12 protein-coding genes are annotated in these 15574 nt (G+C 56.0%); 7 read left to right on the forward strand and 5 right to left on the reverse strand.

Translation table 11 applies throughout. From position 1 onward, the window contains the following. From EDC26_RS03530 to EDC26_RS03550, 5 genes are all read left to right on the forward strand, one after another. The gene (locus tag EDC26_RS03530) at window positions 1-1170 is read left to right on the forward strand and encodes a restriction endonuclease subunit S (protein WP_165930899.1); all 1170 of its coding nucleotides are present in this window, start codon (window positions 1-3) and stop codon (window positions 1168-1170) included. After that, on the forward strand, window positions 1171-4578 hold the full coding sequence (locus tag EDC26_RS03535) for a DEAD/DEAH box helicase family protein (protein ID WP_132579872.1): 3408 nt from the start codon (window positions 1171-1173) through the stop codon (window positions 4576-4578). It begins immediately after the preceding gene. Window positions 4579-4758: 180 nt separating this feature from the next. Continuing rightward, a complete protein-coding gene (locus EDC26_RS03540; RefSeq protein ID WP_132579873.1) occupies window positions 4759-5355 on the forward strand; it encodes an undecaprenyl-diphosphatase in 597 nt (198 codons plus the stop codon). 83 nt (window positions 5356-5438) lie between these two features. Then, complete coding sequence (locus tag EDC26_RS03545) at window positions 5439-6104, forward strand: response regulator (RefSeq protein ID WP_132579874.1); 666 nt, start codon at window positions 5439-5441, stop codon at window positions 6102-6104. Next, complete coding sequence (locus EDC26_RS03550; RefSeq protein WP_132579875.1) at window positions 6080-7450, forward strand: ATP-binding protein; 1371 nt, start codon at window positions 6080-6082, stop codon at window positions 7448-7450. Before EDC26_RS03545 ends, EDC26_RS03550 begins: the two co-directional genes overlap by 25 nt. Before the next feature lie 205 nt (window positions 7451-7655). Here EDC26_RS03550 and EDC26_RS03555 read toward each other — a convergent pair whose 3' ends face one another. Further along, window positions 7656-8162: an Lrp/AsnC family transcriptional regulator gene (locus tag EDC26_RS03555; RefSeq protein ID WP_132579876.1), complete on the reverse strand. Its 507-nt coding sequence runs from the start codon at window positions 8160-8162 to the stop codon at window positions 7656-7658. A 104-nt stretch (window positions 8163-8266) separates the two neighbouring features. Between EDC26_RS03555 and yedA the strand changes: the two genes are divergently transcribed. Further along, complete coding sequence (gene yedA, locus EDC26_RS03560; protein WP_132579877.1) at window positions 8267-9163, forward strand: drug/metabolite exporter YedA; 897 nt, start codon at window positions 8267-8269, stop codon at window positions 9161-9163. Here yedA and EDC26_RS03565 read toward each other — a convergent pair. From EDC26_RS03565 to EDC26_RS03580, 4 genes are all read right to left on the reverse strand, one after another. Continuing rightward, on the reverse strand, window positions 9160-10848 hold the full coding sequence (locus EDC26_RS03565; protein ID WP_132579878.1) for an ABC transporter permease: 1689 nt from the start codon (window positions 10846-10848) through the stop codon (window positions 9160-9162). The genes yedA and EDC26_RS03565 overlap by 4 nt on opposite strands. Before the next feature lie 12 nt (window positions 10849-10860). Further along, a complete protein-coding gene (locus EDC26_RS03570; RefSeq protein WP_132579879.1) occupies window positions 10861-11946 on the reverse strand; it encodes an ABC transporter ATP-binding protein in 1086 nt (361 codons plus the stop codon). A 3-nt stretch (window positions 11947-11949) separates the two neighbouring features. Then, window positions 11950-12984, reverse strand: coding sequence for an ABC transporter substrate-binding protein (locus EDC26_RS03575; protein WP_132579880.1), 1035 nt, complete (start codon window positions 12982-12984; stop codon window positions 11950-11952). 69 nt (window positions 12985-13053) lie between these two features. Beyond that, window positions 13054-14370 carry an MFS transporter gene (locus EDC26_RS03580; protein WP_132579881.1) on the reverse strand — a complete coding sequence of 439 codons (1317 nt, stop codon included), beginning with the start codon at window positions 14368-14370 and terminating at the stop codon, window positions 13054-13056. A gap of 221 nt (window positions 14371-14591) precedes the next feature. Between EDC26_RS03580 and EDC26_RS03585 the strand changes: the two genes are divergently transcribed. Next, the gene (locus tag EDC26_RS03585; protein WP_132579882.1) at window positions 14592-15569 is read left to right on the forward strand and encodes a chromate resistance protein ChrB domain-containing protein; all 978 of its coding nucleotides are present in this window, start codon (window positions 14592-14594) and stop codon (window positions 15567-15569) included. Window positions 15570-15574: the final 5 nt, after the last annotated feature.

Genomic DNA, 15574 nt, shown 5'->3' on the forward strand with positions numbered 1-15574 from the left:
ATGACTCTTGACCAGTGTTGCGCAATTATCTCGGGTGCCACGCCAAAAACTTCAAACAATGAATATTGGAATGGGGACATTTGCTGGACAACTCCAAAAGACCTGAGCAATTTAGAAACGCATTACCTCGACGACACGCCGAGAAAAATCACCAAGCTGGGTTTGGCGAGTTGTGGGGCTTCGATACTACCTCGTGGCTCAGTCCTTTTTAGTTCTCGTGCCCCTATTGGTCACGTTGCCATCAACGCCGTACCGATGGCCACCAATCAGGGATTTAAAAGTTTCATTCCCAAGGCCGGAATCCTCGACGCCAAATTTCTTTTCCACTGGCTCCGCAAAAATAAGGCTTATTTAGAAAGCCTTGGAAATGGTGCGACGTTCAAAGAGGTGTCGAAGGCAACGGTTTCACGCATTGAAATTGCTTTGCCACCCCTTGTATATCAACGCCGCATCGCTGCCATTCTGGACCAAGCCGATGCGCTCCGAGTCAAGCGCCGGGATGCCTTGGCGCAACTAGACAGCCTCACACAGTCGATTTTCATTGAGATGTTTGGGGATCCGGTTAGCAACCCAAAGAGTTGGAAAATTGCTCCATTAAGCCAATGTGCAGAGAGGATTCAAATCGGCCCGTTTGGCACGCAACTGCATGAAGAGGACTATATAGATGGAGGGATACCACTTATCAATCCAACACATCTACGCGACGGAAGAATTAGTCCGGACATATCGCTAACTGTTTCAGAAGAAAAGTACGCCGAGCTTGGAAATTACTATCTTATGGAAGGCGACCTGATTATGGGTAGACGAGGAGAGATGGGGCGATGTGCTGTCATAACTTCTCGAGAGCAAGGCTGGCTTTGCGGCACCGGTAGTCTTTTTGTAAGACCAAAAGCCAGCGTAATAAGCCCAATCTATTTGGGACTTGTTATCTCTTCGCCATCGATGCGGCGTTTCCTGGAAAACGTTGCGCAAGGTGTCACGATGGCAAATCTAAACAAGACCATCGTTGGCGCGATTCCAATACCTGTCCCTCCCATAAAAAAGCAGATAGCGTTTGTATCCCAATTGAAAGCAACGAAAGAAATTAAAAATCAAAATCGTAGTTCGCTCGCCGAACTCAACACCCTCTTCGCTTCCCTCCAACACCGCGCCTTTCGGGGCGAACTCTAAATGAGCAACTTCGCCTTCCTTCAGTCCGAATGGCCTGCTCTCTACGAAGCAGCCAGCAAAACCGAAGGCACGGCGAACACGGATGCGCGAACCTCCTGTTTCTACGCTCGGCGCACGCTGGAGCTTGCGGTGGATTGGCTCTACAAGCATGACAAGTCATTCCGCCTGCCCTATCAGGACCATCTAAGCGCACTTATTCACGAGCCCAGTTTTCGTGACACGGTGGGCGAGGCTATTTTCACCAAGGCCAAGGTGATTAAAGACCTGGGCAATCTGGCTGCCCACAGCACGCGCAAAATATTGCCGCCAGATGCGCTAACTGCCACCCGCGAACTATTTCACGTTTGCTATTGGCTGGCGCGCACCTACGGCCAAAGGGCGCGGCCTGACCCGGGCCTGCGCTTTGTTCCAGCCCTAATTCCTGCGGCGGCCACGGCGCCTGTTGCGCCACTCCAGTCTATTGAACAACTCCAGAAACTGGAAACGCAGCTCCGCACGCGCGACGAAAAGCTTTCCGTACTGCTGTCGGCCAAGGCGGCTTTGGACGGTGAACTCCAAAGCCTGCGTGAGGAAGTAGCCGCCGCAAAGAAAGCCAACACGGCGCAACCCGATACGCATGACTATTCCGAGGCCCAAACCCGCGACTATTTTATCGACTTGTTGCTCAAGGAGGCCGGCTGGCAACTGGGCAAGCATAATGTTGAAGTTGAAGTCAGCGGCATGCCCAATCAGCAGAGCAAAGGTTTTGTGGATTACGTCTTGTGGGGCGACGATGGCAAGCCGCTGGCGCTGGTGGAAGCCAAGCGCACCCGCAGGGATGCCACGGCGGGCCAGCAACAGGCCAAGCTGTATGCGGACTGCCTGCAAGCGCAATATGGTCAACGGCCCATCATCTTTTATTCCAACGGCTATGCGCATTGGATATGGGACGATGCCAGTTACGCGCCCCGCCCTGTTCAAGGTTTTCTCAATAAAGATGAATTGACAGGGCTGATTCAACGCCGCAGTAGTCGCAAGAAGCTGGCTGACGCCGCCATCAACCCCGACATCATCGAACGCTACTATCAGACTCGCGCGGTGCGCCGGATTGGCGAAACCTTCGAGGTGGACAAGCAGCGCAAAGCCTTGCTGGTGATGGCGACTGGTGCAGGCAAGACGCGCACCGCCATCGCTTTGGCTGATGTATTGATGCGCGCCAATTGGGCCAAACGGATTCTGTTTTTAGCCGACCGCCGGGCCTTGGTCAAACAGGCCGTGAATGCCTTCAAGAAATACCTGCCTGACTCATCGCCCGTTAATCTGGTGACCGAAAAGGAAACTGAAGGACGGGTATTCGTCTCCACCTACCCCACCATGATGGGCTTGATTGATGAGGCCTCTGACGGCCAACGCCGCTTTGGGGTCGGACACTTCGACCTGATCATCATCGACGAGGCGCATCGCTCGGTATATCAGAAATACCGGGCCATCTTCGACTACTTTGACTCACTGCTGGTAGGGCTGACCGCGACGCCTAAAGACGAAATTGACCATAACACCTACGGTCTGTTCGACCTTGAATCGGGCGTACCGACCGATGCCTACGCCTTGAACGACGCCGTGGCTGACCATTATCTGGTTCCTCCCAAAGCCGTCTCGGTTCCCTTGGCCTTTCAGCGCGAAGGTATCAAGTACGAGGAACTATCCGAAGATGAAAAGGAGCAGTGGGACGCGCTTGAATGGAATGAGGATGGCACTACGCCCGATGCGGTCGAGGCCAGCGCGCTTAACAAATGGCTGTTCAACACCGACACAGTGGACAAGGTGCTCGCGCACCTGATGACCAGAGGACAGAAAGTAGCTGGCGGCGACCGGCTGGGGAAGACCATTGTTTTTGCGAAAAACAATGCCCATGCCGATTTTATCGCCCAGCGTTTTAACCTTAACTACCCGCACTACAAGGGCCATTTTGCTCGCGTCGTGACATACAAGACCGAGTACGCGCAAAGCCTGATCGATGATTTCTACAATAAAGAGAAGGCGCCGCACATCGCTCTCTCCGTCGATATGCTGGATACGGGCATCGATGTGCCGGAAGTTGTTAATCTGGTGTTTTTCAAGGCAGTGCGCTCTAAAACCAAATTCTGGCAGATGGTGGGACGCGGCACGCGCCTTTGTCCCGATTTGTTGGGCCCCGGCATGGATAAGCAGTTTTTCTACGTCTTTGACTATTGCCAGAACCTTGAGTTTTTTAGCGAAAACCCGGACCACTCCGAAGGTTCCGTTAGCGAATCGTTAAGCAGCCGTCTCTTCAAGACTCGGCTGGACCTGATTGCGGAACTGGATAGACAAGCCGTGGTAGTCGGCCGAATTGCCGAACCGTCGGCGCGTTTTGGTGGTCAGCCTGATGACGCGCAGCTTCGGGCGGAACTGGCATCCTTGCTGCACCAGAACGTGGCCGCCATGAACATCGACAATTTTGTGGTTCGTCCGCAGCGCAAATCTGTAGAAAAATACGCCAGGATCGAGTCATGGAAAAAGCTTCAGACCGATGATTTTTCCGAGCTTGCAAATAACGTGGCGGGACTGCCCACTGAACTGGCCGGCGATGATGAAGACGCCAAGCGCTTCGATATGCTGGTGCTGCGCACGCAACTTGCAATCCTTCAGGCCAAGCCCGATTTCACCCATCTGCGCGAAAACATTCAGGCCATCGCCAGTGCGCTGGAAGATCAGGACGCCATTCCAGCCATCAAGGCCCAGATGCCCCTGCTACAGTCCATTGCCAGCGAAGACTGGTGGGAAAACGTGACCGTTCCCATGCTGGAAAACGTCCGCAAGAAGCTGCGTGCATTGGTGAAGCTGATTGAAAAGGCCAGGAAGAAAGTAGTCTATACGGACTTCGAGGACGAACTTGGCACTGAAACGACGATAGACCTGCCCCAGGTTGGCAGCGCCATGGATCTGACGAAATTCAGGGAGAAAGCGCGGCAGTTCCTGAAAGCCCATGAAAACCACATTTCCTTACAGCGCTTGCGGCGAAACCAGCCATTAACCCCGTCCGATCTTGATGAGTTGGAACGCATGCTGGTCGATGCGGGTGGGTCGCCGGAAATCATTGGTCAGGCCAAGGCGCAAAGTGACGGTCTTGGCGTTTTCATTCGTTCTCTGGTGGGGTTAGACCGAGAGGCTGCGCGCCAGGCGCTGAATGGATTTATTGCGGGGCTGGCCGTTAACGCCAATCAGATTGAGTTCATTGATCTTGTGGTCCAGTATCTGACCGAAAATGGCGTGATGGAGCCGGGCCGACTGTATGAATCGCCCTTTACCGATATAAATCCGCAGGGGCCAGAGGGTGTGTTCCCGTCGGCCAAAGTGGGTCAATTGGTACAGGCGTTGGCGGAGATTCGGCAAATGGCGGTTGCGTGATGATAGTGCCACTGCCGTGAAACGGAATGGCACCCACAAGGGGTGCCGCTACAACAAGAGGTGCTGTTATATCCGCTCAGCGCCAGCTAAGTCTGCCGCTGTAGACTCTGTCATATTTGCGCAAAATCCTGCTGCGTGAGCACCCACGTAGCTTCGTTGCGTAACCACCCACGTAGACCCATGGAAAACTTCAATCACACCCTCTTCCTCATGCTTAATGCTCCGGAGCATCCGGGCGCCCTGCTGCTTGCGACCGCTCTCTTTTTTGCCGAGTACGCTATTTGGGCCGTTCCTGCCGCCATCGGAATCGGGTGGCTATGGGGCAGCGAGCGCAGCCGCAAGATCTTGCTCCAGGCGACGGCATCTGGCCTGGCGGGCTTGCTGATCAACCAGATCATCGGACTGGTCTGGCAGCATCCCCGCCCTTTCATGATCGGCCTCGGGCACACCTTTATCGTTCATGCCCCCGACTCTTCTTTTCCTAGCGATCATCTGACCCTGCTGTGGGCTGTCGCCTTTAGTTTCCTTCTGCACCGCAGCCTACGCTTGGAGGGGCTGGCGCTGGCATTGCTGGGGATTCCCGTCGCATGGGCACGAATTTATCTGGGCGTCCATTTTCCGCTCGATATGATTGGTGCAATTCTGGTTGCAGCGTCATGCGCCTGGCTCGCCTTCCGGGCGACGCGGTGGTATTTGCCAACTGTCTACAATATCGCCACCCGCGTCTATCGCGTGTTCTTTGGGAAGCTGATTGAACTCGGATGGGTGCATCGATAGAAATTTCCCAGTTTCTGTTCTTCAAGCAAAGCGCCGCCGCAACAGTGCATTGAGTTATTGTTAGGGGCCGAAGGGAGTGAAACATGCGGGTATTGTTGGTCGAAGACGATCCCATGATCGGGGAAGCCGTTCAAGAAGCATTGAAGGATGCCTCTTACGCGGTCGACTGGGTAACGAATGGTCAAACCGCCCTCATGACGCTTGGCTGCCAGCACTACGGCCTGGTGTTGCTCGATCTTGGTCTGCCCGGCAAGGATGGGCTGGAAGTGCTCGATACCATCCGGAGCAAGGACGACGCGGTTCCGCTACTCATTATCACGGCTCGGGACGGCCTGGATGACCGGCTGCGCGGCCTGGACGGCGGGGCCGACGACTACGTCCTCAAGCCATTCGAGATGGCTGAACTGCTTGCCCGCATGAGAGCGGTGCTGCGGCGCAAAAGCGGAAACGCTTCGCCTGTACTCGGCAACGGCATGGTGTCTCTGGATCCCGCGACACGGGAGGCCGCGCTCAAGGATGGCGCGCCCATTCAACTCTCCAACCGCGAATTTGCACTGCTGCAGGCTCTGTTGCTGCGGCCGGGCGCCATTCTTTCTCGCAGCGACCTTGAGGACCGTATCTATGGATGGGGAGAAGAAGTCGAAAGCAATGCCGTCGAATTCTTGATTCATGCGCTACGCCGCAAACTGGGCGGCGATACCATCAAAAACGTCAGGGGGGTTGGATGGATGGTTTCAAAAAACGACTGAAAGAATCAGTTCAGCTCAGACTATCCTTTTCGCTGGCGCTGGCAATCCTCATTGTCGCCGTAGTGGCGGGCCTGTTTTCTTTTGTGTCGGCGCTGAACGAAGCTCACGAACTGCAAGATGATGTATTGCGTCAAGTTGCGGCGCTATTCAATCAGCAGCACCATCCGCCGGCCCAGCTGGGGGGTAAAAGCCGCGTCATAGGCCGCGATGAAGAGTCCCGCGTCATCGTCCAGTACTTGACCAACGGCAACAACACGGCGGGTAATATCGACGCGGGTGCGCCTTTGCCGCTCTCGACGGCGCTGCCCGATGGCCTGCACACGCTCGAGGCCGGAGGCGAGCCGTTTCGCGTGTTGATCAAGACAATGGCCGATGGAGAACGGATTGCCGTAGCGCAAGAGACCGGCGCTCGAGACGAAATCGCCCGCGACAGTGCCTTGCGTACGCTGATGCCGTTTCTGATCCTGGTTCCTATCCTGCTCCTGGTCGTCGCAAACCTCGTGCGCAAAATATTCCGGCCCATTGCCTTGCTGTCCGCCGAAATCGATCAACGTGCGGAGCGGGAGTTGCATCCCGTAGAGGGAAGCCACCTGCCTGTCGAGGTCCGCCCGTTTGTCGTTGCCATCAACCGGTTGCTCAACCGAGTCGCACAGTCGATGGCGGCTCAGCACCGTTTTGTGGCGGACGCCGCGCACGAGCTTCGATCCCCACTGACAGCCCTGTCGCTGCAAGCAGAACGGTTGGCAGAGGCGGATATGTCCGATCTGGCGCGTGGGCGGCTGGTGACTTTGCGCCGGGGAATTGAGCGTGGACGGAATCTGCTTGACCAACTCTTGACAATGGCCAAGGCACAAACGGCCGCGAGCCTCCCAAAGTCGCCGATTTCGGTGCAACGCATCTATCGTCGCGTTCTGGAAGACTTGCTCCCCTTGGCCCAGGCCAAGCATATCGATATCGGCGTGGAAGGAGATCGGGATGCCCAGATTCTGGTCAACGAGATCGATCTGACCACCATCATCAAGAATCTGGTCGATAACGCCATTCGCTACACGCCCGATGGCGGCCGGATTGACCTTTCGGCGACCGTCGAAGATCACCGCGCAATGCTGCAGATCAAGGACTCGGGGCCTGGCATTCCAACCGACGAATATGTCCGTGTATTCGACCCTTTCTATCGTGCGCTTGGGAGCGATCAGCTAGGTTCAGGCCTTGGGCTTTCCATCGTTAAAACTATCGCGGACCGGATTGGTGCCCAGGTTCGCTTGGCCGCCAGCGACGAATCGAGCCAATCGGGACTCTGCGTCACCATCCTCATTCCGACGGACTATCCCCTGCAAGATAGCTAATAAGTGGCGAATCGCCATTTTGATGGGCGACGATTATGGCAGCCACAAGGACTGCCGCTACATTAGCGACGCATGCGTAATCAACGGCAGATACGTATTTGTAGTGGCAGCCCTTGTGGCTGCCATTTATGCAAAAACCCGCACCGCGTCTACCGAAAATGGCCCCCCTCGCCGCTGCCATAACTCATGCCTGCAACGATACCGCTCACGCCGTCGTCGTCTTTTTAATAAGAGGCTTAACGTTTTCCTGCCGGGCCGGCAGTATGGGGTAGTTTTCACGGGCGGCGTTCAGGATAATCGCCGTAGATGTCTCCGTGAGAATGCAGAATTTGGTCACGACGGCGTCAAGGTGCGCGACATCGATAACGGCGATCTCAAGCAGCCAACTATCTTCGCCGGTAATATTGTAGGCATTGATCACTTCGGGGGTCTGCCCGATAAGCTTCACGACCCGGGCGTATTCGGCGCGGGACACTCGCATTACGGCTCGTATGCCGTAACCCAGCCGGTTCACATTCACCGTGGCGCGATAGCCGGTAATGACTCCCGAGCTTTCAAGCTTGCGTACCCGTTCGGTTACCGCCGGCTGGCTCAGATGAACCCGGCGGCCCAGTTCAGCCATGGAAATGCGCGCGTCGCTTTGCAGTTCCGCCAGGATGCGGCTGTCGTAATGGTCTAGTTCGGAGTTCAAGGAAAAGACCTCTATATACATTCAAATATAAATGATTCTGGGGGCCCGTTCCGTTAAACCGCTATGTGTTTCAGGCCATCGATTCCGTAATATAACGCTTTGTTTCCTCCTTTTTCCGACTAAAAATGCCTGCTACTACTCTGTCTTCTTTCGCGCGTGCGCCTTTGCCTCCTTTGGTCTTGCTTTGCCTGGCGGCAACATGGCTGGTGTGGGGCTCGACCTATCTGGCCATCAAATTGGCCCTGCCCGAGTTTCCGCCCTTTTATATGATGGGCAGCCGGTTCCTGGTCGCCGGCCTGCTGCTGTTTGCCTGGACATTGATACGACGCCAGCCGCTGCCAACCCCGCGTCAATGGCTCAGCGCCCTGGTTGTAGGCACGCTGATGCTGGGTGCGGGCATGGGCGGGGTCGCGCATGCCGAGCAGACCATCGGTTCAGGTCTGGTCGTTGCGTTCATCGCCGTGGTGCCATTGATGATGGCCGCACTGAATCTGCTGTGGGGAATACGTCCCGGGCGGTTTGAATGGGTCGGCATCGGGTTGGGGCTGATTGGAGTTTTGATGTTGACCCAGGGGGCCGACTTTAAAGCGTCGCCCTCAGGGCTGACCGCGATTATTATTGCAACGTTAAGCTGGTCGCTGGGTAGCGTGCTAAGTCAGCGCAGCTTGACGCTGGCCCCGGCCGCACCGGGCTTTGCGAGCGAAATGCTTTGCGGCGGCATCGTTCTGATGCTGCTGTCCTGGACGCAGGGCGAGACTATGGTCTGGCCCTCGTTGTCGCTGGCCACGGCCGCCTGGGTTTATTTGGTGACATTCGGCTCGCTTATTGCATTCAGTGCTTATATGGTGCTGCTGTCACGCGCCTCAGCCGCTCTCGCCTCCAGTTATACGTTTGTCAATCCGATTATCGCCATGTTGTTGGGCGTAGCGGTGGCCCATGAATACATCAGCCAGTACGAATGGCTGGCTGCCGCCGTGGTACTGCTGGGGGTCGTGCTGATGCTGGCTCAAAAACGCCATTAACCAATTGGCGCGTGTGCCGTCTTGAACCGCGTGCCGGCAAAGGTGGCCAGCAGCACCAGCGCCGTCGAGATGAATATCATGATGATCCCCAAAGCGGAAAGCTTGCCCCACAGCCCGTCATCGGCGAAGCTTAATATCTGGACCGCCAGCACTTCACTGCCCGGCCGGGAAAGGACAACCGATACCGTCAGCTCACGCACGAACATGGCTGCCATCAATATCCAGGCCGAGACAATGCCCGGCATGAGCAACGGCACGATAATGCGGCGCATGGTTGTCAGCGCGCTCGCGCCGCAGACCAGCGAGGACTCTTCCAGATGGCTGTGAACCTGAACGAATGCGCTGGCAAGCGGCCGCACGCCATACGGCAGATAAGTGGCGATGTAGCCCAGAAGCAGCGCAGTCAGCGTTGCGTAGAGCGGGGTCTGTACAAAAAACCACATGAATCCAATGCCGATGACGATGCCAGGGAAGGCGAACGATAGGTAGCTAAGAGTTTCAAGCAGGCCGGAAGCACGCGTACGTATCTTGACGACCACGTAGGCCACAAATACCGAGAGAATGACCCCTAGCGTAGCGCCAACGACAGCCAGGAACAGGCTGTTTTTCAGCGAGAGCAACGAAACAGGGTCTTGCAGCACCTCGATCCAGTGTTTCCAGCTCATCAACGAAAAAGCCCGGGCACTGGGCACCATGGAATAGGGTACAAGCGATGTATAGAAAAGCACCGCCACCGGCAGCACGATCATAATAAAAGACAGCACGGCCACCCCGATGAACAGGGGCTGCTTCGCGCGTTTTAGTTCAATGACGGCCGGACGGTAACCACGGCCGGAAATCGTCACGTATTTTCCGCTCTCCGCGGTCAAATAGCGGTAAAGAACAATAAGCGCAATAGAGGCCGACAGCACACTCATACCCAAAGCGGCTGCCTTGCCGTAGTCCGGCGCATAGCCCGTCGCCACCATCTGATACAGGTAAGTCGCCAGCACGTCGATACGGCCCGGCGTACCCAGAACCCGGGGCACGGCGTACGAGGCCAGGCCACGCACCACGCCCAGAATGAACGCCGCGAGTATGGCGGGCCGCAGCACCGGCAAGGTGATGCGTACCAGCGTGCGCCACGTGCCCGCTCCAAATACTCTTGATGATTCCTCCAGCGACACGTCGAACGACGCCATCGTCGGCGCGATAATGAGATAGGCGATGGGCATGTTCAGCAGCCCTTCGACCAGGATCATGCCCCACAATGAATAGATATTGAACGGCGCGCTTTGCAGGGAGAAAATGTTCTGCAGCATGACGTTGATCAGTCCGTTGGACGGATTGAGCAGCAGCGCCCAGCTTACCGAGAACAACAGGTGCGGGATCATCATGGGAACAATCGACAGCACCTTGAACACCGGTTTGCACGGAATATCGGTTCGAGTATTCAAATAGGCCAGGAAAAGCGCAAGGCCAGTCGCCAGTATTGAAGACCCCAGCACGAAAACAAGGGTATTGATGGTGACGCCCAGCAAAGCCGGATCGGTGTAAGCCGCCACATATTTGCCAAGGGTAAATGTCCCCAGGCCCGTCAACCCTTGAGAAAAGCTGCCTACCAAAAGCATGACGACCGGGCACAAGGTAAGGAGCCCGACGATGATAATAAGCGACCACGTCAGCGTCGATCTGGACTCATTCATACCGTTGCCGCCCTAAGCCGACACGAGCAGGCAGTGGGCAGGAGCTATGCTGAAGCCGACCTGATCGCCCTCCTTCACCTTGACATCCGGGTCGATTCTGGCCAGCAAAAGCTCGGTGCCCACGCGAATTTCGGCTTCATAAACTTCGCCTACAAAAGCCAGCGACTCAATGCGGCCATTCAACGTGTTGATACCGGCATTTATTTCCCCGCTGGTGATACGGATAAATTCCGGTCTTATGCACAATGTTGCCGGGCCCGCGACCGGAAGGTCGCGATGTTGGCACGCAATAACACCCAGGCCCGAATCGACGGTAGTCACACCATCCTCCTGGCTTCGCACGCGGGAATCGATCAGATTGGCGCGCCCAATAAAATCCGCCACGAATCGGTGGTCGGCATCGAAATAGATTTTTTGCGGCGACCCGATCTCAACTATCTTTCCGGCACGCATGACGGCGATCGAGTCCGACAAAGCCAGGGCTTCAACACGATCGTGCGTGACGTAAACAGCAGTGATCTTAAGCTCCCCTAAAAAGGTTCTGAGCTCCTTACGGGTCTCTTCGCGCAACTTGGCATCCAGGTTGCTTAAAGGTTCGTCGAACAGGATAACCTTGGGCTCGGCCACCAGGGCTCGTGCCAGGGCGACCCGCTGCTGCTGGCCCCCTGAAAGCCTGGTCGCAGAGCGGCCTTCCACGCCTTCGAGCTGCACAAAGTGCAAGGTCCTCGCCACTCTTTCGCGGATAAGGTCGCCACGCATGCCGCGAATCTGAAGCGGATAAGCGACATTATCAAAAACGCTCATGTGCGGCCAAATGGCGTAGGTCTGAAACACCATGCCCAGCCCGCGTTTTTCGGGCGGCACGGCGATGCCTTTTTTCTTTGACCACACCACATCGCCGCCGATGCTTATCTCGCCCTCGTCGGGCGTCTCCAGGCCGACAATGCAGCGCAGCAATGTGGTTTTGCCGCAACCGCTGGGGCCCAGCAGCGTAAAGATTTCGTTGGCCGGGATGGTCAGGTCGATATTATCGAGGGCCCTGACCGTTTTACCTTCAGACACATAACTTTTGCTGACGCCCTCGATTCGAATTTCCATTTTTTATTTGGCGGCGAATATTTTGCCGAACTCGTGGCCCCATTTTTGAATTTCATCGTCGGGCAGATCGCGCACCGGCATGACCTTGACCTTGTCTATGCCGTCTATGGGTGGAAAGACCCCCGGGGCCAGCACGTATTCGCCTACATCCTTGGCCAGCAATTCCATTGCTTTGCGCGAGAGCCAGTAGTCGACAAACGCGTGCGCCGCATCCGGGCGCGGTGCCTTGGAGGTAACGGAGATCGCTCGCGCCGTACCAAGCAGGGGTTGCCCGCTACGCGGCCCCCAGGCGAGCGGCGCCGGCGCTTTGGTGACAATGTATTTGGGCATCGAGATGCCGATCAGCTTTTCGCCGCTCTCGATGGGCGCCGGCGTGGGGCCGAATGACGCCACGAACATCGGCTGATTGGCGGCCAGCCCTTTAACAAACTGCATCCAGTCGGCCTCGGACTTGAACACGAGCTCCTTTAACCCGACCAACCATGAAATGGTCGAAGAATGATTGGACGGATTGGCCATAACGATTTTGTTCTTCCATTTTGGGTCGGTCAAATCTTCATAGCGCTTGGGCGCATCGGCTTCCTTTACATGGTCTTTGTTATACAGGTAAGACACGTATTCAATGCCGAAGAGCGTTATGTGTTTGTCTTTTATGGCCCAATCGGGATACCCCGCCGCAGCGGGAGACACATACGGCGCCAGAACCCCGTTTTTTTCAAGCAGCTCCAGCATGGGTCGCGGCGCTTGCACGACATCGGCCTCGAGCTTGCCCGCGTTGAACTCGGTAAGTATCGTCGGCAGGAACTTCGAGCTGGAGGTGCGGGTGTATATGCCCTTGATGCCTGTATCGGCATCGAAGGCTTTCATGATCTTTTCTACCGACGTGATATTGGCGTAGAACACAGCCTTGCCCTGCATCTTGGCTTTGGCCATCGAAGACGCATCCGCGGCGTAGGCCGATGAAAATGCGCCCTGCATGCCGGTCAAGCCTGCAACGCCTGCCAGTTTTAGAAAATTTCGGCGATCGATAGTGCCCATTCCGATGACCCTCCTTTTGGGTTCGACTTAATGCGTTAAGTTCTTACAACTTGTTTGTATCTTTGGATACTAGCCTTTCAACGATATGTTTTCAACGTCCGCGTAATCGTCTGTCGCATCGGCCATATTTTGAATCGTACGTTTGCTTAGCCAAGCCGCCGTCCAGAAACTGATGGCCAAAATGGCCGCAGCGCAGACAATGGCCCACAACACCACGCCGTAGGATCCGGTCATGCCCCAAAGCCAGGCCGCACCGACAGGCGCCAGCGCCCGCAACAGATTTCCTGGAACAGCCAACAGGCCGTTGATGGCGCCGTACGCCCGGCGGCCCAGCATTTCGGGCACGACCAGACCACGCACGATAGTGAAGATCCCGTTTGCCGCACCCAACACAATAAAGACAGCAATAATGAACCCCACATTGGGCGGCAACAGGATCAGGGCGCCAAACGCCAAGGGGAACATGGCGACCACAAACGCGCCTATGCGACGCACCGACAAGCCGGATCCGAAGACGCCAATCAAAATACGCGCTAACACTTGCGCCGGGCCAATGGTAGCGATAGCCGTGACCACGATGCCCGCATCCATGCCGCGTTCCAGCAAAATCGGATACATGTGGAAAGCAAAGGCCGAATACATGGCGGCGTATGCCGTCGTCGCAATCATCAGCGCCCAGAACACCGGCTTGCGCAAGGCTGTGCCGATCTCTTGTTTGTCAGTGCTTGACTGGCCTGCCGAGTCGACAGGCATAACCACAACAACATCTCGCTGGGGGCGAATGAACGACAGGTAAGCAACGGCGCAAACGGAAAGGTTGATAAATGCAAGCACCAGCAAGGCATCGCGCCATCCCCATCTATCCAGCAGGAATTGCACGAACGGAATGAACAGGGTGCTGGCAAAACCGGCCCAGAGGGTCAATGCGGTGATGCCCGATCGCGTATTGGCCGGTCCTACGCGGCGGGCGATGACGGCAAAGGCAGGCTCGTACAAAGTCGCGGCCTGTAGCGCGCCAATACCCGCTATGAGTAGATAAAAACTGACAATGCTATCGACTTGAGACCATAGCGCCATGAGCATGGCCACTGCCACGGAGGCTCCGCCCATCAGTCTGCGCCCATGCCCCCGATCGACCGCAAGGCCAACCGGATAGGCAAGTAAACCGGCCAGTATCAACCCAATTGTAACGGCGCCATAGACATCGGCCTTGGACCAGCCAAGCTCGGGAATCATGGCTTCGACGATCAAGGGAAAGCTATAGTAAAACGACCCCCATGAGCAGATTTGGCCGATGCCCAGCGCCGTAATGAGCACGCGCGGGTTGTCCGGGGTATTTGTGCTATTCGACGGCTCGGAGGCAAGGCTGGTTTGTGTTGGCCACATGCTTGTTTGAGTTCGACCGACGCATCAGCCCGCAACTGGAGGGAAAAAGATCCCGAGACCTCAATTGTTGCGGAAAGGCCAGGCGATATCAAATGCGTTTTTGGCACGCATTGAAGACCAAACGGCAGGACTCTCTGGATTGTATCAAGAGCCTCAAGCATTTTAATATAAATATATCTACAATATTTGTAGTAAATCCTACTTTATCTTAAAATCCGGGCATGGATACTATAAATACGAAGTGGCTGCTTCTTATTATCAGCCTGCCCACCAACAGCGCGACGGCACGAATGCGGATCTGGCGCGCGCTGAAAACGCTAGGTTGCGGAGCCTTACGAGATGGTGCCTATCTTTTGCCCAATAGCGCCTTGCACCAACAACAATTCAGCGATTTATCTGATGAGACCGTACGCGAAGGCGGTAGCGCATGGCTGCTAGCGGTTCATGCGCAAGCTGAAACAGAGATTGATGCCTACCGTGCGCTATTTGACCGCAGCGGCGACTATGCTGAATTGCTGCATGCATTCTCCGACGCACGGAAAACACTTGCCAAGCTGACACCACAGGAAATCAATCGCGTTTTGCGCAAGCTGCGACGAGACTACGAGGCGCTGCGCACCGTCGATTACTTCCCCAATGAGATGAGCGCGCAGGCGGAAGCGGCGTGGATGGATTTCGTCAATGCCGCCGAACTGATATTGTCGCCCGGCGAGCCGCACTCCATCAACGCGGTCATCCCACAACTCGACACGAACAGTTATCAGAAACGCACCTGGGCGACACGTCGCCATCTCTGGGTCGATCGTGTCGCCAGTGCATGGCTAATTCGCCACTTTATCGATCGCAAAGCGCGCTTTCTGTGGCTGGATTCTCCGGACGACTGTCCCGCCAAGGCGCTCGGTTTCGACTTCGACGGTGCCGCCTTCACCCATATCGGCGACCGCGTGACATTCGAGGTACTGCTGGCAAGCTTCGGTCTCGATTCGGATCGTGGTCTGGTGAGGCTCGGCGCAATGGTGCACGCACTTGACGTTGGCAACGGCTATGTACCGGAAGCCAATGGCTTCGAGGCCATGTTGTCCGGTGCGCGCCAACGTGTGACGGACGACGATCAGTTGCTGGCCGAGCTCGAAGTCGTGCTCAATTTGCTGTATGCACATTTTTCCAATGACCCGCAAACCTCGGAAACAAAACGCTAGGCCGA

The organism is Paralcaligenes ureilyticus (assembly GCF_004346225.1).
In the GTDB taxonomy this organism is placed as follows: Bacteria; Pseudomonadota; Gammaproteobacteria; order Burkholderiales; family Burkholderiaceae_B; genus Paralcaligenes; species Paralcaligenes ureilyticus.